Genomic DNA, 21398 nt, shown 5'->3' with positions numbered 1-21398 from the left:
TCCGGGAGGGCACATGCGCTCGGGAGAGTGAAGGGGCATCTCCCCAGCGCATGCGCGCTCCGTGCGAATGTGACAAGGCAAACGCTACCGGCGGCGTTTTTTGAATGCGTTTCCATTAGGGGAAATGGAGTGTTACGGCGTTAATACTCGGTTAATGGGTGCTACTCCGCGTCCCTGAGCGCTCGCTACCAGGCACGTTGCAGGGCGGATCGGCAACGTCAAGCGATACGGCGCCGCCGTTGGGCGTGACCTCGCGCAGGCGCGACTGCACGTAGTTGTCGGTGAAGTCGAGGCCGGACATGTCAAGGAAGTCGTTTTCGTCGTCAAGATGGCCCGGCGTGTACACGGTGTTGAAGAAGATGTCGGTCATCTGGCCCGATTTGCGCATGTCGGTCATGTACGCGCTGGTGTTTGCGCCGTTGTAGGGGATGACCTCCAGGTTGATTTCGGGGCACTTCTCGTGCACCGGGTCCTGGAACTTCGACATGTTGCGGTAGGGCGCGTTCATGGTGATGGTGGGGTACTCGCCGTTACTGGTTGCGGGTGCGCCGCCGGACGAGCTGGAGCAGCCGGCCAGAAGGCCGATGGCGCAGACGCTTGCAAACGCCAGAGCCGCGAGTTTGACGAGCTTCGGTTTTCTCATGGGACGCCTCCTTGCTGGGCGCGGGACTGAGGCGTCTTGCGGGGCGCGTCGGCGATCGACGACAGGTCGACGGCGTTTTTCGCAATCCGGTCCATTATACGTGGGGGTCGCGTTTTGGGCGCAAACCGCAAGATAAAGGGGCAATTCGGTCATTAATGCCGACGGCGGTCGATTTCGCCGGTGGCCTTGCGAGATTGGCGCGCTTGCGGGCCTTGCGGTGCCGTTCCGATCTCGGTAGCCCGCTATCCCCCGGTTTTGACTTTTCGCTTGCGGCCTCTTCGCTAGCAAGTTTTCTAGGACTTTGTCCGCCTGCTGCTTACTCGCATTGCGTTTGTTACGTCTGCGCTTGCCTTGCCGATACGCTCGCGTGCAGGGGCTTCTCTCGCCGCCTGCGTGGGCTGGGCATTTGTTGCCGGATTGTCACTTTGTATATTTTGGCATTCATTATGCAAAAACTATCAAAAATCGTTTTGATTTAAGAGCGGCCTATAATGCGAGTTCAAAGCCTATGAAAAGCGTGTTTAACCTGCGTGTACGCTTTATGAAGGAGTTGCAAGATATGTTGAGACGTGTAAAATTCTCAACTGTCCGACAGTGGATATATTGCAAAACTGAAATGACTATCTTCGCCAAATTGACTGTCTCGTAGTTTGCAAGGGTCCGCGAAAAGCGGAGCGGGTTGCCAAGAGCCCGTAACCTGTCGGGATTCCTTTCGAAAGCCGGAGCCTTCCTCTCCGGCTTCATTTTTTTCGTAGCCCATTTCACAGCCGTCAAGCAGGACAAGAGGTCATCGCTCATCGAGTTTTGCCCCCCCCCTGTCGAGTTTGCCTCTTACCCGTTTTGCCCCCTGCCCGTTTTGCCCCCTCTGCCAGGCGTGTTAGGCGCCGTTTTGTCCTCCCGGGATTCAGCTTTGCGGCTTTTTGGCCATTGTTGGGCAAGAATGCGAGAAGCTGAACGATTTGCGGCCGGAATTGCGAGAAGCTGAAAAGTGCTTTTGAAGGTCGCGAATACAAGCAGCGTGAAACCCTCAAAACGGTATCGCTTATTACGAAAAATATTACGTTTGTATCAAAAATGTGAGTCAGCGCGCTTTGGGTTCCTTGTTCGCCGTTCCTGGTAATTTCAGCTTCTAGGATTATTGGCCAACAGTGGCCATATTCTCAAGAAGTTGAATTTCACCTTTCGGCCGGTTGCGATTTTATGCAGGTGCGTGCGGCGGTACAGCGGACAACGGGGGCCTTTTGCGGCCGTAGCCGCGGCGCGGATATGGGTGCGGCTGCAGGCGCAGATGCGGGCGACGTTTGGTGCGGGTGCAGGTGCAGGCGCAGGTGCGGCCGTGGCCGCAGCACGGATATGGGTGCAGGTGTGGACGCAGGTGCGGGTGCAGGCGCAGATGCGGGAGTGGGCGCAAACGCGGGCGCGAGCGATGGTGCGGCCGTGGTCGCGGCTGCGGACGCAGATGCGAGCGACGCTTGGCGAAGATGCTTTTTGCGCGGGTGCGGGTAAGGCGGGGTGCGGCAATGCTATCGAGGGGTCGCCGCCGTTTCGCCATGCCTCCTTGTCGGGTTTTCGTCGCGAGCATTTGCCGTCCGGCGCGAAACTCCACTTCTGCTCTCGGCATTGCGTGGTTGGCGCGCTATACTGGGCGCAACGCGCTGCTTGCTGGCAAAGGCTGGTGGGGCGCAGGCGTGTTTTCGCTACGTTTTTGCAGGTGAAAGTGGGTTTGCGGTTTCGCGCCGGGCGTGGGAGGGGCCTGCGCCGCACGCGCCGCATGCGCTGAAACTGCTGCCGAAAGCAATGGCGAAAGCCGACAAGTGGAATAGCGAGGCGTGCGCGCCCGCAACCGAGGAAGGCGGTTTCCATGGAAGACTTCGAATTCGTTTCTCCGACGCATTTCGTGTTCGGGCGCAACGCGGAAAGCAAGGTCGGCGGCATGCTGGCCGAGCGCGGCGCGCACAAGGTGCTGCTGCACTACGGCGGGCAAAGCGCCATCAAGTCGGGGCTGATCGACCGCGTCTGCGCGTCGCTTGAGCAGGCCGGCATCGAATACGTGCAGCTGGGCGGCGTGCGCCCGAACCCCGAGATCGGCTTGGTGCGCGAGGGCGTGGCGCTGTGCAAGGAAAACGGCGTCGACTGGGTGCTGGCCGTCGGCGGCGGCTCGGTGGTGGATTCGGCGAAGGCCATCGCGAACGGCGCTTGCATCGAAGAGGACGTGTGGGAGCTCATCACGAAGAAGTGGCAGAACGAAAACGTGCTGCCCATCGCTGTGGTGCTGACCATCCCCGCTGCCGGTAGCGAGGCGTCGAAGAACACCGTAATCAGCAACGACGAGTTGGGCATGAAGACGGGCTACGCCAGCAACTATCAGCGCCCGAAGCTGGCGTTCATGAACCCGGAGCTGACGTTCACGCTGCCGCCGTTCCAAACGGCTGCCGGCATCACCGACATGTACTGCCACCTGCTGGAGCGCTTCTTCGACGATGTGGGGCCGGTGCCCATCACCGACGGCATGAACCTGTCCGTTATGCGCACTATCCGCGCCGAGGCGCCGCGCGTGCTGGCTGAGCCGGACAGCTACGATGCGCGCGCGAACATCATGTGGGCCGGCATGCTGTGCCACCAGGGACTTTTGGGCATGGGGCGCCACGAGGACTGGGCGACCCACGGCCTTGAGCACGAGCTGTCCGCCTACGACACCACCGTCACGCACGGTGCGGGCTTGGCGTGTTTGTTCCCGGCGTGGATGGAGTACGTGTACGACGCGAACCCGGCGCGCTTTGCGCAGTACGGTCGCGAGGTGTTCGGCCTGGCGTCGACGGGCGACGTGGAATCCGACGCGCTGTCGGCCATCGACGAGACGCGCATGTTCTTCGCCAGCCTGGGTATGCCCACCAGCCTTTCCGAGCTGGGGCTTGACGAGGACAACATCGAAGATGCCATCGACGAGATGATTCCCACGCTGCGCGAGAACAAGGGCGAACCGTTCGGCAGCTTCAAGAAACTAACCATGGAAGACGCCGCCGAGATTTATCGCCTGGCTTTGTAAGGTTCCGCCGGCCTGACGGCCGGCGGATTTACTCGACGCTGTGGGCCGCTGTGGCACCCGGCCTTCGCGCGAACCCGAGGGCTTGCGTACCGAAGTACGCGGCGCCCTCGCGTTCCCGCGAATTCCGGGCACCACAGCGGCTCTCGCTGACTTTGGTGCCACCTGGGATGTTTTTTTGGGACAAAGGGACTGTCCCTTTTCCCATTCTCATCACAAGGGGACGGGTCATTTGCCAGGCGGATGGTCTTGTGGGGTTGAACCCGTAGGGTCGAGCGAAAGCCCGATCCTTATAAAAAAAGCGCGAAGCGCGCCACCATATTCCCTGGTCGTGGGTGCGATGGGAAGAGGGTGACGCGCTTCGCGCTGTCTATTTGGGCCTGAGCTTCCGCCCGGGCCCACGATGGGGGTGGGATTCGGCGCGGCGAACCAGGAGCCCGGCTGCGGCGAACGCCCTGCTACACGAAGCAGCCGGCGATTACGACGATTGCGGTGGTGAGCAGGCCCGATACGGCGATGCTGACGCCGGACATGGCGCCTTCCAGCTCGCCCATCTCAAGCGCTTTCGTGGTGCCTACCGCGTGCGAGCACGTGCCGATGGCCACGCCTTTCGCAATGCGGTTGTTCACGCGGAAAATCTTCGACATCAGCGGCGCGAAAATAGCGCCCAGAATGCCGGTGATGATAACGGCCGCCACGGTGATGGACGTGATGCCGCCAAGTTCCTGAGACACCGCGATGGCAATGGGCGTGGTGACGGACTTCGGGATGAACGACACCGCCATCTCGTCGCCAAGGCCCAGAAGCTCGCACAGTGTGTAGGCGCTGACCATCGACACAATGGAGCCGACCAAGCAGCCGCAGAAAATCGGCACGAAATGCTGCTTGAGAATCTGACGCTGGCGATATACCGAATAGGCGAGCGCCACGGTGGCCGGCCCCAGCAAAAACGAAATCAGCTGCACGCTGGACTCGTAGGAATCCAGCGGGATGTGGAAGATGCACAGAAACGCGATGATGAACGCCACGGTGACCAGCAGCGGGTTGAGCAGGGGCGAGCACACCTTCTTATACAGCGCCACGGCAAGCTTGAACACGATGAACGAGATGACGGTGCCGACCGCAAGGGTCGCGATAAGGCTGAGCATGGGTTACGCCTCCTTGCTGGGCACGGGCGCGATGATGCTGCCCGATGCGGGCGTGTGCGGGTGAGTGTGGGTGTGGGCGTGTGGGTGCGCGTGGTGTTTCGGCTGCACTTCGGCGTGTTTGCGGCTGGCGTCGGCGGTCGCGTCGCCGTCAGCGGCGCTGTCGTCCGAGCCCTTCGGCCCCACGGCAGGCGCAAGCGCGGTATCCTTGCCCAGCTTCGCCATGATCCACGACACGAGCAGCACGGTGTAGGACGTGGCCAAAAACACGATGACGGTGGTGGCGATGCATACGAACGCGAACTTCGCCGCAGAATTCTCCAGCATGGAGAAGCAGCCCATGATAGCCACGCCGGCGGGAATGAAGAATACGGACATGTTGTCGATAAGGTAGTCGCATGCGTCGCTGATGTACTTCGTTTTCAGGATGTGCGTTCCCAGCAGAACCAGCAGCAGCACCATGCCCAAAATGTTGCCGGGCAGTGCGATGGGCAGCACGGACGCGATGGCGCAACCGGCGGCGTATACGCCCATGATCAGGCATAACTGTGCAAGCAGCAGCAGGCCGTGCTTAATGGATCGTTGCATGCGCTCCTTGGGCGTGTCGGCGCCGACGAACATCTCGTCGCGCGTCTCCTTGAGGTCGGACTTGATGGAAGCGACGAAAATCTTCGTGTGCGCCCACATTTTGCGCGCACAATTCTTGACACCGCTTGCGGTGTCGCTATTCGGTTTCATGATGCGTGGAACATCCCCTTGCTTAAGGTGCGGACAGATAACGTTTTGTTCGGGCATTCATACTAGCCCGGTGCGACGAATCAGGAGCAAATTGCTGGGGAATCCACGCGACCGGCACAACGTCTGCGATGAAAAGCCACAAACGTTCCGGAAACGTTACTTATTGTATAAGGCCAGATGAGAGGCCCGCAGTAGCAATTAAGGAAGGGTGAACGGCGGGGGAATGGGGCGCGGAGTGACGCGGAGCGGAGATGGTGAATGGCCCGCAAATGAAAGAGGCCTCGCTGCGGGGCGAGGCCTCTTTCGCTACGTTAGCGCGCCTTGATCGCGAGGACTGCGGCCGCCGCAATCAATAGGGCGACGGTGGCAATCAGCCCCACGGTGGGCGCCTTGTACCCAACCACCATGACGCCAGCGCCGAACAGGGCCATGCCTGCGCACAGCGCGGCAAGCCATTTCGCGTACAGCCGCGCGCCCATTATGCCACGTCCTTCTCGCTCAGACGTCCGCGGAACACGCGGTACGCGATGACGTGGTACGCAAGCACCAGCGGCACGCCCACGCACGCGATGCCCGTCATCCAGGCCAGCGCCGTGTCGGACGAGGCCGCGCTTGCCAACGTGATGGTTGCGCCCACGCTGCCGGGCGCGGCAACCACCAGGTTGGGGAACAGCGAGACCGCGGCAAGTCCCACCAGGCACACGGCCGCTGCCGATTGCAGGATGAACGCGGGCAGGTCGGCGCCTTTGCGGCTAGCCATCAGCGATGCGGCAATGCAGGCCACGAACGCAACGGCGAACACCACGCCCGCCGCGAACATGCCGGGCGCGAACGCGGGCGAAACCGTTGTGAACGCAAGCACGCTGGCAACGGCGAACAGCACTAGGGTCGCAATCTGCAGCGGCACGCGCAGTTTCTCGGCGCGCGCATGCACGGCGCTTTCGCGCTGCGTTTTCAGCGCCGCCCACGCCGCGCCCGCGCTCAGGCACATTGCTAGGCCAAGCAAGCCTGTGACCAGCGTAAACGGCGAAAGCAATCCCAGCAGCGGCACGCCGGCGTAGTCGCCGTTTTCCGCCATGGGGATGCCGGCGATCACGTTGCCCAGCGCCACGCCCAGAAGCAGCGCCGGCAAAAACGATCCCACGGTGAAGCATGCGTCCCACACGCGGCCCCACTGCTTGTCGTGCGCGCGGAACTCAAGCGAAACCGCGCGTACGATCAGGCCGAACAGCACCAGCATCACAGCCAGGTAGAACCCCGAGAACGTGGTGGCGTACGCAGCGGGGAACGCGGCGAACAGCGCGCCGCCGGCGGTGAGCAGCCACACCTCGTTGCCGTCCCACACAGGGCCGATGCTGCGGCGCACCAGCGCCCGCTCGCCCTCGGTTTTCGCCAGCGCGCGATACAGCACGCCAATGCCCAGGTCAAACCCGTCAAGCACGAAGTATCCGGCAATCAGTACGAAGATCAGGAAGAACCACAGTACGGCCAGTGCGCTCATTGTTACTCACCTTCCTTGGCGGCGTTGGTTTCGGAATCGGCCACAGGACCGCGCTTGATGAAGTGCGAGATCACGCGCGCCCAGCCGACGAACAGGAACACGTACACGGCAATGAACAGGGCCAACGTGGTCAGCAGCTCGGGTGCCGAAACCGACTGCGAAATGGCGTTTTGCGTCAGCAGAGCCACGCCGTCGGGGCCGGACGTCGACGGATACACCACCCACGGCTGACGGCCAACTTCGGCGGTGATCCAGCCCACTTGAATGGCAATGAGCGGGAACAGCGGTGCCACTACCAGCAGTTTCTGCAGCCAGCGCATGGTGCGGATGCGTCCGCCGCGCAACGTGAACACCAGCGCAAGGATAACGGTGAGCATGATGAGCCCGTACATGGCCACCATCAGGTGGTACGACTGGAACACCAGGTTCACGGGCATGTTGGCCACGTCGACATCGGCGTACTTATCGGTTTGCGCCAGGGAGTTCAGGCCCTGGTATTCGGTGTCCCACGTGCCCGTTGCCAGGAAGCTGGTGCCGCCCGGAATGGCGAACGGGGTGATGACCTGCTGGTTTTCCTCGTCAACCCAGCCGAATGCGTACAGCGGCGGCACCTCGTCGCCGTACATGCCCTCCATCATGGCCAGCTTCGTGGGCTGTTCCTGCGACACCTCAACGGCCGAGGAATGCGCGGTCACAATCATGGCGCACGAGGCTACCATGCCCACCGCGGCGCCGATCTTCACGGTTTTCATGGCGAAATCGGTGTGCTTGCCCTTCAGGAGGTACCACGCGCCCACGCACATCGAGGCGAACGCGCCCATGATCAGCAGCGCAACCACTACGTGCGTATAGCGGGGCAGCGTGGACGGGTTGAACGCCGCGGCCAGAAAATCGGTGATGATGGCCTTCGAACCGTCCGCGGCCAGTTCGGCCCCGGCGGGCGTTTGCATCCACGAGTTCGCGATGATGATCCACAGCGCGCTCAGGCACGAGCCGGCCCACACCAGCCACGCGGACACGGTGTAGAACAGGCTGGAAACTTTGTTGCGCCCGAACAGCAGGATGCCCAGGAACACCGATTCCAGGAAGAATGCGAACAGGGCTTCGGCGGCAAGCGGCGCGCCGAAGATGTCGCCGACGAAGCGCGAGTAGTCGGCCCAGTTCGTGCCGAATGAGAACTCCATGGTGATGCCGGTGGCCACGCCAATGGCGAACGTGGTGGTGAAGATGCGCACCCAGAAGCGCATGGCGTTGCCGTCCTGCTCGCTGCGGCTGCGGTGGTATTTCGTGGCGAATATGGCCATGATCAGGCCTAACCCGATCGACAGCGGTACGAATAAGAAGTGGTATGCCACGGTCAGCGCGAATTGAATGCGCGAGAGCAGCACAACGTCCGAGAACACGTCCATTTCAAATCCCCTCTCTGTTTTGAAATGCTACTAATCTAGCAACATATTACAGCGCGAGGACGCAAAAGGGAATACTCATTAGATATTTGTTTCATTAATTTGTTAAGGGGGCGCTCGAGCACACGCTTCGCTTCGCCCATCACCTCGAGACTCGTTTTGGACAAGATTTCGAACTTTCCGAATCTAATTACGCCCGAACGGATTCGGAAAGTTCGAAATCTTGCCAATCGCGTGCAAATCGAAGCGAAATAGGCTCGGAAAGTTCGAAATGCTGTCCAAAAGTTGCGAGCGAATGGTTTCAGGTTCGGAAAGTTCAAAAATGTGCCCCGTCTCTTCGCGGTTGGCGATGGGGCGGGGCATTAATGGGCGGATGAGGCCGCCCGTGCCTGCGCTGTTGGATTTGCTTGCGCTTGCTGCGGCGGGTTAGTTGTCTCCGACGATGCCGTTCATGATGGCGGACACGATGCTGATGACGATGGCGGCAACAAACGCGCTGCCAAAGCTGGCGATGACGAACCCAATGTGGAACATCTCGTTGCTCAGCCATGCGGCCAGGTACAGCATGATGGTGTTCACCACCAGGTAAAAGATGCCGAACGTCAGGCACGTGATGGGCAGGCTGAGCAGCTGCAACAAGGGCTTGACGCTCATGTCGATAAGGGCAAGCGCCAGACTGATTATGGCGATGGCCACCCAGCTTTCGGTGGCGCCGATCACGGCGATGCCCGGTACCAGCCACACAGCCGCGGCAACGGCAATGGCGGTAACAAGCCAACGTACGATGAAGTTCATGACGAATCCTTTCGGCTTTGGCGGCGCGTGGGTGTTGTTCGCAAGTGTATCACTCGACGTGAAATTCGCGTTGAGAGGCAAGATGGCTGTAAGGTTTGCCGCTATTCGCGTTCTTTCTGCAGCTTCACCAGGGCGTTTGCTAGGTCGCCGACCTTGAAGGGCTTGCCTACGTGCGCGTTCATGCCGGCGTCGAGCGCCTTTTTCACATCGTCGGCGTAGGCGTTGGCCGTCAGCGCGATGATGGGCGTGGTTTGCGCATCGGGGCGCGGCAGCGCGCGGATGGCGCGTGTGGCATCGTAGCCGTCCATCACGGGCATCATGGCGTCCATCAACACGGCATCGTAGCGGTCCGGCTCGCTGTTGGCGAACGCCTCGACGGCTTCCTGCCCGTTTTCGGCCTCGTCAAGCTGCGCGCCATGTTCGGTCAAAAGCTCGGTGAGAATGATGCGGTTGATCTGGTTGTCCTCCGCCACCAGGTAGCGACGGCCCTCGAACACCTCCGCAAACGAAAGCCGCTTGCCCTTGCCCTCGGGCTTGTTGTTGGTGGCGTCCGCGTCGTCGCGCGCGCCGCCTGCGTTTCCCGGCTCATCCGCAACGGCTTCATTCTTGTTACGTTTGCCGCCTTCGCCGGCTTCCTGCGACACGCCATCGCGCTGGCAGGGCTTGCTGCCGCTATCGCTTTCGACGCCGTCATTCAAGCCGTTGACCAGCGCATTCGCGTGCGTATCCTCCTCGTCGCCCGCTGCCGGCGCACACGCTTCACCGTCGGGTACCCCAAGCTTGAACTTCAGTTGTACCGTGAAAGTTGTACCTCTGTCCTCGGCGCTGGCCACATCGATGGTGCCACCCATGGCGTCCACCAGCGCTTTCGTGATGGTCATGCCCAGTCCGGTGCCCTGGATGCCTTGCATCTTCTGACCGTCGGCGCGTTCGAACGGCGTGAACACGTGCTCCACGAATTCCGGCGACATGCCCATGCCGTTGTCGCGCACGATGAAGCTCAGCCGCGCGAAGTTCGGGCTTGTCTGCGCAAGCTCTTCCACGTGCAGCGCGATCATGCCGCCATCGGGTGTGTACTTCACCGCGTTCGACAGCAGGTTCAGCAGGATTTGCCGCACGCGCAGCTGGTCAGCGGCGAATCGGCGGTGGCGCACGTTCACGGCGTCAAGCGTGAGCAGCTGCTCTTTTGCCGTGGTTTGCGGGCGCATGATGGCGTCGACGTCGCGCAGCAGGTCGTCAAGGTTGCAGCATTCTTCTTGCAGCTCGATGGCGCCGCTCTCGATTTTTGACATGTCCAGCACGTCGTTGATAAGGCTGAGCAGATGTTGCGACGACGCCTGGATGGTTGCCAGGCACTCGTCGGTCTTTTCCCAGTTCCCGGCGTTATCGCGCGCAATTTGCGTCATGCCCATGATGGCGTTGATGGGCGTGCGGATGTCGTGCGACATCTTCGCCAAAAACGTGCTTTTCGCCTGGTTCGACTGCTTCGCGATCACCAGCGCCTGCTGCAGCCGTTCGCGGCTTTCCGTCTCTTTCGTGCGATCGAACAGCACGTACACCAGCTTCTCCGTTTCGCCCACTGTGGCGCGGAACAGCGTCTCGTGGTACCACCGCATTTCGCCGGTTTGCTGATGGCGGCGCGTGCTGTTGCCCTCGTAGTGGTCGTTGCTGGCCAGGTCGCCGACGCCGCGCGCAAGCAGACTTTCCGACCCCGGCTCCAGCGAGCGGTCGATGCTGCGCACGTTGGCGAAGATGTCGGCGGCGGAAATGCCCAGAATACGGTCGGTGTTCGGGCTAACGTAGTCCACGCTTGCGCCGTTGGGGCTGAACATGATGAAGATGTTGTCCGTGCTGCCTGATAGCGCGCTGAACAGCTGCTCGCGATATTTCACCTCGCCGACCTGCTGGTCAAGCGCGCGCCGGCCGTGCTGCCACAGCATTATGACCACCAGTGCGCCCACTACGAACAGCACCACCGACACGGTGATGATGGTGGTCAGCTGCACTTCCGATATGCTGGCGTTCACCACACCGCTGGGCACCACGCCCACCATGATCCAGTCCTCGAACCCCACGGGCATGTAGGTGAGATAGTAGTGGTCCGTGACGGTGGAGAACTGCGTGATTCCGCTTTGTCCTGCAAGGATGTTGTCGCGTACCGAGGCTAGGCTTGTGTCGCCGTCGAACGAGGCGATCTTGTCGAACCAGTCAAGCAGGTTTGCCGACTGCGAATACTGGTCGGTTGCAGAGAACAGCAGGTTGCCCGCCGGCGTGATGACGAAGCAGCTGGACTGCCCGTCGAACGCATTCACGTCAAGCGTTGCCTCCATGTCGTGGTTGTTGTAGCTGATGGCTGTGGCCGTGTAGGCGAATCCGTCAAACGACGCCGGCGCAACGGGCGTGGCGAACACGGTAAGGCCGTTTCCGCTGGTGGGAACGGTGTCGGCCACGATGCTGTTACCGGCGTTCAGCTGGTCAAGCTGCTGGCCGAGGCTTAGCGTGCCGCGCTCGCCGCTGGGCGTGACGTACTCCCCGCTGCCGTTAAGGAAGTAGAAGTTGGTGAAGCCCCACTTGTCCTGCTCGCTGCTGATAAACGCGCGGGTTTCGTCGGCCGCTTCGCCATCGACGGCGCCGTCGGGCGAGTGCTTCGCCGTGTCTTCGAAGAACATGTTCCAGGTGGTCAGGTGATTCCAGTTGTCGGATACCAGCATGGAAAACGTGTTGTTGACCTGGGTGTATATTTCTTTCAGGTGGTCGGCGCTTTCTTCGTAGACCTTTTCTTGGATGAAGTGTGCGTAGAGCGAGCACACGCAGATAAGCGTTACAACAACGATGCCGATTGCGGCAGCGAGGGATCGACGTTTCATGAGACCTCGTTTCGCTAGAAGCGCGGGTGTGCCGCGCGGGGGAGTGCGGGTTTGGCGGAGCGCGGGCGCCCGGTCGCGCGTTCGGGCGAGGCGCGTGCTGCAAGCATCCGCCTTACGCGCCATAATACGCGCGCGTGTGCGGCCTGCGCGCGGCGGCGGGCAACCTGCGCCAAATCGTGCCGAACCCGTTGCCAGGTCGTTACACGAAACGCGCGAATTCGCGGCACGATACGCTCGTGGAAGCAAAAGAGCGCTCATGTATGTGATTTGCTGCGGAATCGTCGAGTAAGGACTCTTGCTGCTAGCGTGTGACCTGGGAAAACGATGCGGTGTAATGGGGCGATAGAGCGCGAGGTGCGATTAAATCACATACATGAGCGATTTTCTGCGCCGATGGCGCTCGTGGAATCTGGCTTGAGGTTGGTTTTAGGCGGGTTTGGGCGCATCGTGCGTGCGTATACTAATTAGTTACGGTTTATGCAAGTTTACGAGGGGTGTTCATGAAGGAAAACGGCGGCAAGCGCACGCGCGGCAATGACAACAAATGCGCTGTCGGAAACGTGCGCGGAGGTCGCGCCGCAAATGGCGGCAATTCGGCACGCGCTCAGCGGCAGCGGGGCGCAAACGCGCTGCGAGCCAATCGAGGTGAACGGCCGCAGTCACAGCTCCAAGCTGGCGGTGGCTTGCCGGCGTGCTCGGTGGCGCGGCAGTGCGGCGCGTGCCAGCACGTCAACGAGCCCTATCAGCGCCAGCTTGCCGCGAAAAATCAGCGCGTGGCGAAGCTGTTTTCCCAGGTGGCAGGCCCGGAAGCGCTGCGCCCCATTCTGGGCATGGACAACCCGTACTGCTATCGCAACAAAGTGATGTCGCCGTTCGCGCCCGGTCGCCCGCAAAAGGCGCCGAAGCAGCAGCGCGGCCAGCGCGGCGGCAAGCGCCCCAGCCGCCCGTCGGCCCCGCAGCGCGACATCCTGTGCGGCATGTACGCGGCCGGCACGCACCGCATCATTGACACTTCGGAGTGTCTCATCGAGAACGCCCAGGCCAAGCAGGTTATTCGCGCGGTGCGCAGCATCATGCTGAAGTTCGGCATCGAGCCCTACGATGAGGACCGCGGCACCGGCTTCATGCGCCATGCGGTGGTGCGCGTCGGCCACACGTCGGGTGAGGTGCTGGTCACGCTGGTCACGAACGCCCGCGAATTCCCCGGCGCGAAAGGCTTCTGCCGCGAACTGGTGCGCCGCTGCCCGTTCATCACCACGGTGGTGCAGAACATCAACGAGCGCCAAACGAACGTGGTGCTTGGCCAGCGCGAGCAGGTGCTTTACGGCCCCGGCTTCATTCTGGACGAGCTGTGCGGTCTGAGTTTCCGCATTTCGTCGCAGTCGTTTTACCAGGTCAACAGCGTGCAGACCGAGGTGCTGTACCGCCAAGCCATCAAACTGGCGAACTTCACGGGCGCCGAGCACGCTATCGACGCGTACTGCGGCACGGGCACCATCGGGCTGGTGGCGGCGTCGATGGGCGCGGCCCAGGTCACGGGCGTGGACTGCGTGGAGTCGTCCATCCGCGATGCGCGGCAGAACGCGCGCCACAACGGTGTGGACAACGCGCAGTTCGTGGTGGGCGACGCCGGCGCGTTCATGCGCGACATGGCCGCGGAAGCAGCGGCGGCAGGTCGCGCGGGCGTCGATGAAAACAGCCGCCCGCTTGTGCTGCTGATGGACCCGCCGCGCGCCGGTTCAAGCGAGGAATTCCTGCGCGCCGCGGTGCAGCTGGCGCCGTCGCGCATCGTCTACATCTCGTGCAACCCGGAAACGCAAGTCCGCGACCTGGCGTTTCTTCGCCAGTTCGGCTTCGAGGTGCGCGTGGTGCAGCCCGTGGACATGTTCCCGCACACCGACCACATCGAAACCATCGCGCTCATCGAGCGCGCGTAACGCCGTCTTCGGCAACACGTATATAAATAGGTAGGGAACATGACGGAAGAAGAAAACTCGGCGAAATCGACTCGCCCGTTCGGCTTGCGTGAGGAGGTTGCGACGCAGGGCGGGGAAGCCGGTAGCGAAGGCGCAATGGCGTACTCCGATTCGCGCGGAAGCGGATCGGGTCAGCATGCCAAGGACGTGATGGCCGCGGCGCGGGAGACCATCGCGCGGCGCGGCTTGGCGAACGCAGATTCGCCGGTGCTGCTGATGGTGTCGGGAGGCTCGGACTCAACGGCGCTGGCGTACATCGCGCGCCAGCTGGCCGACGAAGGCGTTATCGGGCCCGTGGCCATGCTGCACGTGAACCACTGCCTGCGCCCGGGCGCGGCCGATCAGGACGAGGCGTTCGTGACTCAGCTGGCCGAGCTGCTGGCAATTCCCCTGTTCAGCTGCAAAATCGACATCGCGGGCGAAGCGCAGCGCGAAGGCGGTAACGTCGAGGCCGTCGCGCGCCGCGAGCGTTACCTGGCAGCTAATGAGGCGCTTGCCAGCCTGTGCCGCCACGCGGCGGCGCCCTTGTCGGCGGGCCGCATCTTCACGGCGCACACGGCCGACGACCGCGTGGAGAACTTCTACATGCGCTCCATGGTGGGCACGGGTCCGGGCGGTTTCCGCGCCATGAAGTACGCCAACGGCCCCGTCACGCGCCCGCTGCTTGACGTTGGCCGTGAAGATCTGCGCGCCTACCTGTGCAAACGCGAATGCGACGGCCTGCCGTGCGCCTGCGATGCCGAAGGCAACCTGTGGCGCGAGGACGCCACGAACGCACACACTGACCGCTTCCGCGCCTACGTGCGCCACGAGGTGATTCCGCGCATCAAGCAGCGCAGTCCGCAGCTGCTCGACGTGCTTGGCCGCACCATGAACCTTATCGCCGACGAGGACGACATGCTGGAGAACATGGCATTTGACCTGGTGAAATGCCATATGACGTGGACCGAAGCGCTGCCGGAGCGCCCGCCAGCCTACGAGGAAGGCGGCGTGCTTGCCCCCGCGTTCGGCAGCCAACCAGCGCCGCTGCAACGTCGCGCCGTCGTGCAGGTGCTGCAGGCCATGCTCAGCCCCGACGCGCGCGTGGAGACGGCCTCGGTCGACGCGGTGCTGGCGGCGTGGGATCGCCCCGGCACGCGGGAAGCAAAACCCCGCGGCGGCTACGTCGCGAACATCCAGGGTAACCTGGCAATCAGCGCAAACAAGCACGGCGTGCGCCTTGAGCCCATGGCCGTGTTCCGAGCAAGGAGGAAGAAATGACGGAACAACAAACGCCGCAAACCGCGGCTGACCAGGCGGAACAAAACGCGCAGCCCGCGCCCGAGCATGTGGACGTCATCTTGGCGTCGGGCAGCCCGCGCCGCAAGCAGCTGCTCGAGCGCGAAGGCGTTGAGTTCACTGTCCGCGTGTCCGAGGTCGACGAATCGCTTGAGCCCGACCTTGAGGCCAATCCGCCCGAGGCCGTGAAGAAACTGGCGGAGCGCAAGGCCGGCGCCGTGGTGCAGGAAGTGCTCGGCGAGGGCTATGTGGGCATGGCGGCCATCATCGGCGCCGACACCATGGTGGTGTGCGACGGCGAAATCTTCGGCAAGCCCACCAGCCTGTCGGATGCCAAGCGCATGCTGCGCCGCCTGCAGGGCAACACGCACGAGGTGCTCACGGCCGTGTCGGTGTGGCTGGTTTCCGCGCCGAACGCCGAGGACGTGTCGCTGGGCTTCCGCACATTCGTGGACCGCGCCGCCGTCACGTTCCATCCGCAAACCGACGATGAGCTGGCCGAATACCTGAAGCTGGGCGAATCGTTCGACAAGGCGGGCGCCTATGCGGCGCAAGGCGAGGGCGCGCGGCTTATCAAGCACGTGGAAGGCGACTTGGACACCGTCATCGGCCTACCCGTCACGCGCCTGCTCAACGAATTCCCCGACTTGAAGTAGCGCCGGGCCCGCCGGCGCGGGCGGCAGCGATTTTGTGACGTTACGGTATTGTCATCTGGGGGTGTGTGCCGAATGGTAAACTTACCCTCGTTCATAAATGCGCGGATTCGCGCCCAAGGCAAATGCATCGAAGAGGTAATCATCGTGCACGAAGACATCGATCGCATCCTGTTCACCGAGGATGAAATCAAGCAGCGCGTCGCCGAAATCGGCGCCGGCATCACCGAGGACTACAAAGACGACCCCGACGGCATCATCCTGATTTCCGTGCTGCGCGGTGCGGCCATCTTCATGGCCGACCTGGCGCGCCAGATTCAGCTGCCGTGCGAAATGGACTACATGGCCATTTCCTCCTACGGCAACGGCGTGAAAAGCTCGGGCGTCGTCCGCATCCTGAAGGACCTGTCGTCGCAGATCGAAGGTCGAAACGTCGTCATCGCCGAAGACGTTTTGGACTCGGGTCTGACGCTTACGTACCTGCTGAAAACGCTGCGCGCCCGCAACCCGAAGTCCATCGAGGTTGCCACGCTGCTGCGTAAGAAAACCCGCGCGCAGGCGAAAATCGATTGCGCGTACGTCGGCTTCGAGTGCCCCGACGAGTTCATCGTCGGCTACGGCCTGGACTACGCGGAGCGCTACCGCAACCTGCCGTACATCGGCGTTCTGAAGCCCGAGCTCTACAAATAAGAAAGTAAGGCCTATGCCGCAAAACAACAAACCGCAAATTCAGCAGCCCAATCCTCGGACAACCATCATTTCGGTTGTCCTTTTCCTGCTTGTCGCGTTCTTCGTCGGCCAGCAGTTCATGAGCATGTCGCAAGCGTCGCAGGGCACCACCGACAAGCTGGTGGCGTCCGAGTTCATGCAGGCTGTTGACCAGAATCGCGTGACCGAGGTCACGTACAGCGCCGGCGATTACACCATCAACGGCACGTATTACCCGGCCATCACCGCAGGTAGCTCTGCCGCCGACGCGTTCAACAGCGCCATCGACGCCATGAACGCCGGCATGGCCACGCTGAAGGACCCGACCACGGGCAAGGCGCTGACCGGCCTGGGCACCACCGACGTGGACCAGCAAACGCTGGGCACGCCGCACAAGTTCACGTGCACGTGGGCCGGCAGCTCGCTGTCCGATCTGATGGCTCAGCACCCCGAAATCAAGTACGAGGTGCAAACGCCCAGCCCGTGGGGTGACATCCTCACGTCGCTTCTGCCCATCATCCTCATCGGCGCCATGCTGTTCTTCCTGTTCAACCAAATGTCGAAGGCGAACAACTCGCAGATGAACTTCGGAAAGGCCAAGGCGAAGCAGAACATCGAGGAGCGCCCTGACGTGCACTTCTCCGACGTTGCCGGCGTCGACGAGGCCGTCGAGGAAATGCAGGAGATCAAGGACTTCCTGGCCAACCCAGCGAAGTACCAGTCCATGGGCGCGAAGATCCCGCGCGGCTGCCTTCTGGTGGGCCCTCCGGGCACCGGCAAAACGCTGCTGGCGCGCGCCGTGGCCGGCGAGGCGGGCGTGCCGTTCTTCAGCATTTCCGGCTCCGACTTCGTTGAGATGTTCGTGGGCGTGGGCGCATCGCGCGTGCGCGACCTGTTCAAGCAGGCGAAGGAAGCCAGCCCGTCCATCATCTTCATCGACGAGATCGACGCCGTCGGTCGCCAGCGTGGCACCGGCCTGGGCGGCGGTCACGACGAACGCGAGCAAACGCTCAACCAGCTGCTGGTGGAGATGGACGGCTTCGAGGCGAACGATTCCGTGGTGCTGATTGCCGCCACGAACCGCGCCGACGTGCTTGACCCGGCCCTGCTGCGCCCCGGCCGCTTCGACCGCCAGATTGTGGTGGACGCGCCCGACGTGAAGGGCCGCGAGCGCATCCTGAACGTGCACGCGAAGAACAAGCCGCTTGGCAGCGACGTCGACTTGGCGAATGTGGCGAAGCTGACCCCGGGCTTTTCCGGCGCCGACCTGGCCAACCTGCTGAACGAGGCCGCGCTTCTGACGGCGCGCCGCAACAAGAAGATCATCACGCAGCAGGAAGTCAGCGAGTCCATGGAGCGCGTTATCGCCGGTCCGGAGCGCAAGGGCCGCGTGATGGACGACCAGACGAAGCACACCATCGCGTACCACGAAAGCGGTCACGCTCTAGTGGGCCACCTGCTGCCGAAGGCCGATCCGGTGCATAAGATCAGCATCATCAGCCGCGGCCGCGCGCTGGGCTATACGCTGTCCATCCCGAAGGAGGACAAGGTCCTCAACACGGTGGGCGAGATGCGCGACGAGCTGGCCGTGTTCATGGGCGGCCGCGTTGCCGAGGAGATTTTCTGCGACGACGTGACCACCGGCGCCAGCAACGATCTGGAGCGCGCCACGAAGATGGCCCGCGCCATGGTTACGCAGTACGGCATGTCGGCCGAGCTGGGCACGCAGGTGTTCGGCCAGCCGAACCATGAGGTGTTCCTGGGCCGCGACATGGGCAACACGCAGGATTACTCCGAGGAAACCGCGCGTCGCATCGACGACGAGGTTGCGCGCATCATGAAGGAGGCGCACGACCGCGCTTACGAGATTCTCAGCGCGCATCGCGAGCAGATGGACCTCATGGCCAGCGTGCTGCTTGAGCGCGAAACCGTGGAAGGCGAAGCGTGCCAGGCGCTGCTGAACAACACCTGGAACGAGTATCTGCAGCGCGAAGGCGACATCATTGCCGCCAAGGAGGCCGAAGAGGCCGCCGCGCGTGCTCGTGATGAGCAGCTTGCCGACCCGAACTGGAACGGCCAGCAGCCTGCGTCTGCCGCGCAGGTGCCGCAGCAGCCCGCGCCCGGAGCGCCGCAGCCCCCCTTCGACGGCGGCCAGCCCCCCGTTCCCCCGGTGCAGTAAGACGAAGTGGGACAAAGGGACAGTCCCTTTGTCCCACTTTTGCGTAGCGCAGCAAGCTTGCGTGCGCTTCGTAGGGCTCAGCGAAAGCTGAGCCCTTATTTGATAGCGCCGAAGGCGCGTCACCGCTTTCAAAGGAAAGGCTTCAACATGATGTGGAAATGCGGCTCGTTCGAATTCGATACGCGCAAGCCGGTGATCATGGGCATCTTGAACGTCACGCCCGACAGCTTCAGCGACGGCGGCACGCACAACGCGCCCGATGCGGCGCTGGCTTGGGCGCAGCAGCTGCTTGACGAGGGCGCGCACATGATCGACGTGGGCGGCGAGTCTACGCGTCCCGGTTCGGCCGAGGTCACCATCGAGGAAGAAATCGCCCGCGTGCTTCCCGTGGTGCGTGCGCTTGCCGAGCAGGGCGTGTGCGTCAGCGTGGACACGCGCCACGCCGAGGTTGCGCGCGCGTGCCTGGAAGCCGGCGCCGCCATCATCAACGATGTGTCGGGCTTCCGCGACCCCGCCATGGTGCAGGTTGCCGCCGCCAGCAACTGCGGCGTGGTGGTCATGCATATGCAGGGCGAACCGGGCACCATGCAGGAGAACCCCCAGTACACCGACGTGGTTGCCGAGGTGCGCGATTACCTGCGCGACCAGGCGGCCATGCTTGAGGCGGCGGGCATCGCACCCGAGCGCATCTGCGTGGACCCCGGCCCCGGCTTCGGCAAAACGGCGCAACAGACGCTTGAGCTGGTGCGCAACTTCCAGGAATTCTGCCGCCTAGGATACCCGACCATGGTTGCCGTGTCGCGCAAAAGCTTCCTGGGCTACGCGTACGGCATCGACGAACCTACCGAGCGCGACCATGTCAGCGCTACCGAGGCGCTTATGGCGTGCGAGCTGGGCGCCACGGTGGTGCGCACGCACAACGTGGCCGAAACGGTGAAGGCGCTGGCCGACCTGCGTCCGTTTGCGTTCCTGGGCCTGGGCTGCAACGTGCCGCTGGTGGCGAACCCGGGTGAAGAGCGCGAAGGCAAAATCGCCATGCTCAACCAGGCGATCACCGAGCTGTGCAGCCTGCCCGATTCGCAGATCATCGACATCTCCAGCTTCTACGAAAGCGAGCCGGCGTACTACGAGGACCAGGACACGTTCATCAACGCCGTCGTGCTGCTGCGCACGGGCATTGCGCCGAAGGAGCTGCTGGGCTACCTGCACGCCATCGAGAATAGCTTGGGCCGCGTGCGCGAGATTGAGAACGGGCCGCGCACCTGCGACCTGGATATTCTCGATTACCAGCTCTACGTCATCGACAACGACGTGCTCACGCTGCCGCACCCCGGCATCCTCGAGCGTGACTTCGTGGTGAAGCCGCTGCTGGAGTTGCGCCCGAACCATATGCTGGCCAACGACGTGCGCGTCTCCGCCGCCGCCAAGCCCGAAGCCGAACGCTACGGCAAGGCCGAAAAGCTCGATCGATAGGGAAACGCATGCAGTTTTGTGTGCAGTCGCTTGAATCCGTGAGCTCGACGAATGATGTCATCAAGCAGGCTATTGAAGCTGGCGAACCGGAAGGGCTTGCCGTACGCGCACTGCGGCAAACGGCTGGCTACGGTCGCCAGGGACGCGCATGGGAAAGTCCGATTGGCGGGCTGTATCAGTCGTTCTTGTTGCGCCCCGACGTTCCCTTTGCCCAGCTGCCTACGTTGAGCCTGCTTGTGGGTCTTGCCGTGCGTCGAGCTGTTGCGAGCTTGGTCCCCGCGCTGGCCGACCGCGCGCAGGTGAAATGGCCAAACGACCTGGTAGTTGCCTGGGAGGTGCTCGCGATGTCGGCGGTTGTCGAAGACGATGCTGCCGTCGGTGGGGGTGCGACTGCTGTAGCCGCTGAAGATGCTTGCGAGGCATCGATTGCGCCCGCCGCGCAGGTTGGTGAAGCGGATGCCGCCGCATCGGCCGCCGGCACGGCTTCAGCCCCCCGTCCGTTCCTTAAGCTTGGCGGCATCTCTACCGAGGTGCACGCGAAGGCGTTGTGCGTGGGCGTTGGCATCAACGTGGCGCGTCCCGATGGGCAGCTGCACGATGCGCCTGCGGGCAAGAATATCCCCGTATATCTCGATGAACTGGGCTTTTGCGAAGGACCCGTTAAGCAACGCATCGCCGCGGTATCCGAGGCGCTGTGCGATCAGCTGGCGCAGCTCTACCCGCGATGGTGCGCAGAGGGGTTTGCCCCGTTTCAGGCGGAGTTCGACCATCATGCGGCGTTGACCGGGCGTTTCGTGCGCATGGAAGACCTTTCCGGCAACGCGCTTGCCGCCGGCACCGTCGTGCGCACGGCCGCCGACGGCCGTCTGGTGCTGCGCGCCGCCGACGGCTCCGAAATCTTCGCCAACTCCGGCGAAGCCCACATCCGCTCGTAACCTTCCCCAAAACACGACAGGCGACCTGTCCCTTTGTTAGTTTTCTGGCAAGGGGACA

At 62.6% G+C, this 21398-nt stretch carries 16 protein-coding genes; 8 read left to right on the top strand and 8 right to left on the bottom strand.

The window, feature by feature from the left end:
- Positions 1–151: 151 nt before the first annotated feature.
- Positions 152–643: a hypothetical protein gene (locus tag ET524_RS03765; RefSeq protein WP_129423401.1), complete on the bottom strand. Its 492-nt coding sequence runs from the start codon at positions 641–643 to the stop codon at positions 152–154.
- Positions 644–2504: 1861 nt separating this feature from the next.
- Between ET524_RS03765 and ET524_RS03760 the strand changes: the two genes are divergently transcribed.
- Positions 2505–3689 carry an iron-containing alcohol dehydrogenase gene (locus ET524_RS03760; RefSeq protein ID WP_129423400.1) on the top strand — a complete coding sequence of 395 codons (1185 nt, stop codon included), beginning with the start codon at positions 2505–2507 and terminating at the stop codon, positions 3687–3689.
- A 455-nt stretch (positions 3690–4144) separates the two neighbouring features.
- On the opposite strand, the gene ET524_RS03755 is transcribed toward ET524_RS03760, so the two are convergent.
- The 7 genes from ET524_RS03755 to ET524_RS03730 all read right to left on the bottom strand — a co-directional run bounded on the left by ET524_RS03755 (position 4145) and on the right by ET524_RS03730 (position 12138).
- The gene (locus ET524_RS03755; RefSeq protein ID WP_129423399.1) at positions 4145–4834 is read right to left on the bottom strand and encodes an LrgB family protein; all 690 of its coding nucleotides are present in this window, start codon (positions 4832–4834) and stop codon (positions 4145–4147) included.
- 3 nt (positions 4835–4837) lie between these two features.
- A complete protein-coding gene (locus ET524_RS03750; protein WP_201738647.1) occupies positions 4838–5569 on the bottom strand; it encodes a CidA/LrgA family protein in 732 nt (243 codons plus the stop codon).
- Between the two features lie 311 nt (positions 5570–5880).
- Positions 5881–6048 carry a hypothetical protein gene (locus ET524_RS11520; RefSeq protein ID WP_161566597.1) on the bottom strand — a complete coding sequence of 56 codons (168 nt, stop codon included), beginning with the start codon at positions 6046–6048 and terminating at the stop codon, positions 5881–5883.
- Complete coding sequence (cydB, locus tag ET524_RS03745) at positions 6048–7070, bottom strand: cytochrome d ubiquinol oxidase subunit II (protein ID WP_129423398.1); 1023 nt, start codon at positions 7068–7070, stop codon at positions 6048–6050. Before cydB ends, ET524_RS11520 begins: the two co-directional genes overlap by 1 nt.
- Positions 7071–7072: 2 nt before the next feature.
- Positions 7073–8479 carry a cytochrome ubiquinol oxidase subunit I gene (locus ET524_RS03740; RefSeq protein ID WP_129423397.1) on the bottom strand — a complete coding sequence of 469 codons (1407 nt, stop codon included), beginning with the start codon at positions 8477–8479 and terminating at the stop codon, positions 7073–7075.
- A 423-nt stretch (positions 8480–8902) separates the two neighbouring features.
- On the bottom strand, positions 8903–9271 hold the full coding sequence (locus tag ET524_RS03735) for a phage holin family protein (RefSeq protein WP_129423396.1): 369 nt from the start codon (positions 9269–9271) through the stop codon (positions 8903–8905).
- Positions 9272–9372: 101 nt separating this feature from the next.
- Positions 9373–12138 (bottom strand): ATP-binding protein, encoded by a 2766-nt coding sequence (locus ET524_RS03730; RefSeq protein ID WP_161566596.1) that lies wholly within the window; start codon positions 12136–12138, stop codon positions 9373–9375.
- Positions 12139–12638: 500 nt separating this feature from the next.
- On the opposite strand from ET524_RS03730, the gene rlmD reads away from it, so the two are divergent.
- From rlmD to ET524_RS03695, 7 genes are all read left to right on the top strand, one after another.
- Positions 12639–14075: a 23S rRNA (uracil(1939)-C(5))-methyltransferase RlmD gene (gene rlmD, locus ET524_RS03725; protein WP_129423394.1), complete on the top strand. Its 1437-nt coding sequence runs from the start codon at positions 12639–12641 to the stop codon at positions 14073–14075.
- A gap of 39 nt (positions 14076–14114) precedes the next feature.
- On the top strand, positions 14115–15374 hold the full coding sequence (gene tilS / locus ET524_RS03720) for a tRNA lysidine(34) synthetase TilS (RefSeq protein ID WP_201738646.1): 1260 nt from the start codon (positions 14115–14117) through the stop codon (positions 15372–15374).
- Complete coding sequence (locus ET524_RS03715; RefSeq protein ID WP_129423393.1) at positions 15371–16048, top strand: Maf family protein; 678 nt, start codon at positions 15371–15373, stop codon at positions 16046–16048. The genes tilS and ET524_RS03715 overlap by 4 nt, the downstream gene beginning before the upstream one ends.
- 144 nt (positions 16049–16192) lie before the next feature.
- On the top strand, positions 16193–16735 hold the full coding sequence (gene hpt, locus ET524_RS03710) for a hypoxanthine phosphoribosyltransferase (protein WP_129423392.1): 543 nt from the start codon (positions 16193–16195) through the stop codon (positions 16733–16735).
- A 13-nt stretch (positions 16736–16748) separates the two neighbouring features.
- Positions 16749–18932 carry an ATP-dependent zinc metalloprotease FtsH gene (gene ftsH / locus ET524_RS03705; RefSeq protein ID WP_129423391.1) on the top strand — a complete coding sequence of 728 codons (2184 nt, stop codon included), beginning with the start codon at positions 16749–16751 and terminating at the stop codon, positions 18930–18932.
- Between the two features lie 147 nt (positions 18933–19079).
- Positions 19080–20405, top strand: coding sequence for a dihydropteroate synthase (gene folP, locus ET524_RS03700; RefSeq protein WP_129423390.1), 1326 nt, complete (start codon positions 19080–19082; stop codon positions 20403–20405).
- Between the two features lie 8 nt (positions 20406–20413).
- On the top strand, positions 20414–21340 hold the full coding sequence (locus ET524_RS03695) for a biotin--[acetyl-CoA-carboxylase] ligase (RefSeq protein WP_129423389.1): 927 nt from the start codon (positions 20414–20416) through the stop codon (positions 21338–21340).
- Positions 21341–21398 lie beyond the last annotated feature (58 nt).

The organism is Senegalimassilia faecalis (assembly GCF_004135645.1).
Lineage (GTDB): Bacteria > Actinomycetota > Coriobacteriia > Coriobacteriales > Eggerthellaceae > Senegalimassilia > Senegalimassilia faecalis.
The sequence above is the reverse complement of the archived record's forward strand: the minus strand, read 5'-3'. Positions and strand labels throughout refer to the sequence as shown.

What these genes read in the sequence shown, in the direction of transcription:
- ET524_RS03765 (WP_129423401.1), bottom strand. Translation starts at nt 643, where the DNA reads ATGAGAAAACCGAAGCTCGTCAAACTCGCGGCTCTGGCGTTTGCAAGC.
- ET524_RS03760 (WP_129423400.1), top strand. Translation starts at nt 2,505, where the DNA reads ATGGAAGACTTCGAATTCGTTTCTCCGACGCATTTCGTGTTCGGGCGC.
- ET524_RS03755 (WP_129423399.1), bottom strand. Translation starts at nt 4,834, where the DNA reads ATGCTCAGCCTTATCGCGACCCTTGCGGTCGGCACCGTCATCTCGTTC.
- ET524_RS03750 (WP_201738647.1), bottom strand. Translation starts at nt 5,569, where the DNA reads ATGAAACCGAATAGCGACACCGCAAGCGGTGTCAAGAATTGTGCGCGC.
- ET524_RS11520 (WP_161566597.1), bottom strand. Translation starts at nt 6,048, where the DNA reads ATGGGCGCGCGGCTGTACGCGAAATGGCTTGCCGCGCTGTGCGCAGGC.
- cydB (WP_129423398.1), bottom strand. Translation starts at nt 7,070, where the DNA reads ATGAGCGCACTGGCCGTACTGTGGTTCTTCCTGATCTTCGTACTGATT.
- ET524_RS03740 (WP_129423397.1), bottom strand. Translation starts at nt 8,479, where the DNA reads ATGGACGTGTTCTCGGACGTTGTGCTGCTCTCGCGCATTCAATTCGCG.
- ET524_RS03735 (WP_129423396.1), bottom strand. Translation starts at nt 9,271, where the DNA reads ATGAACTTCATCGTACGTTGGCTTGTTACCGCCATTGCCGTTGCCGCG.
- ET524_RS03730 (WP_161566596.1), bottom strand. Translation starts at nt 12,138, where the DNA reads ATGAAACGTCGATCCCTCGCTGCCGCAATCGGCATCGTTGTTGTAACG.
- rlmD (WP_129423394.1), top strand. Translation starts at nt 12,639, where the DNA reads ATGAAGGAAAACGGCGGCAAGCGCACGCGCGGCAATGACAACAAATGC.
- tilS (WP_201738646.1), top strand. Translation starts at nt 14,115, where the DNA reads ATGACGGAAGAAGAAAACTCGGCGAAATCGACTCGCCCGTTCGGCTTG.
- ET524_RS03715 (WP_129423393.1), top strand. Translation starts at nt 15,371, where the DNA reads ATGACGGAACAACAAACGCCGCAAACCGCGGCTGACCAGGCGGAACAA.
- ftsH (WP_129423391.1), top strand. Translation starts at nt 16,749, where the DNA reads ATGCCGCAAAACAACAAACCGCAAATTCAGCAGCCCAATCCTCGGACA.
- folP (WP_129423390.1), top strand. Translation starts at nt 19,080, where the DNA reads ATGATGTGGAAATGCGGCTCGTTCGAATTCGATACGCGCAAGCCGGTG.
- ET524_RS03695 (WP_129423389.1), top strand. Translation starts at nt 20,414, where the DNA reads ATGCAGTTTTGTGTGCAGTCGCTTGAATCCGTGAGCTCGACGAATGAT.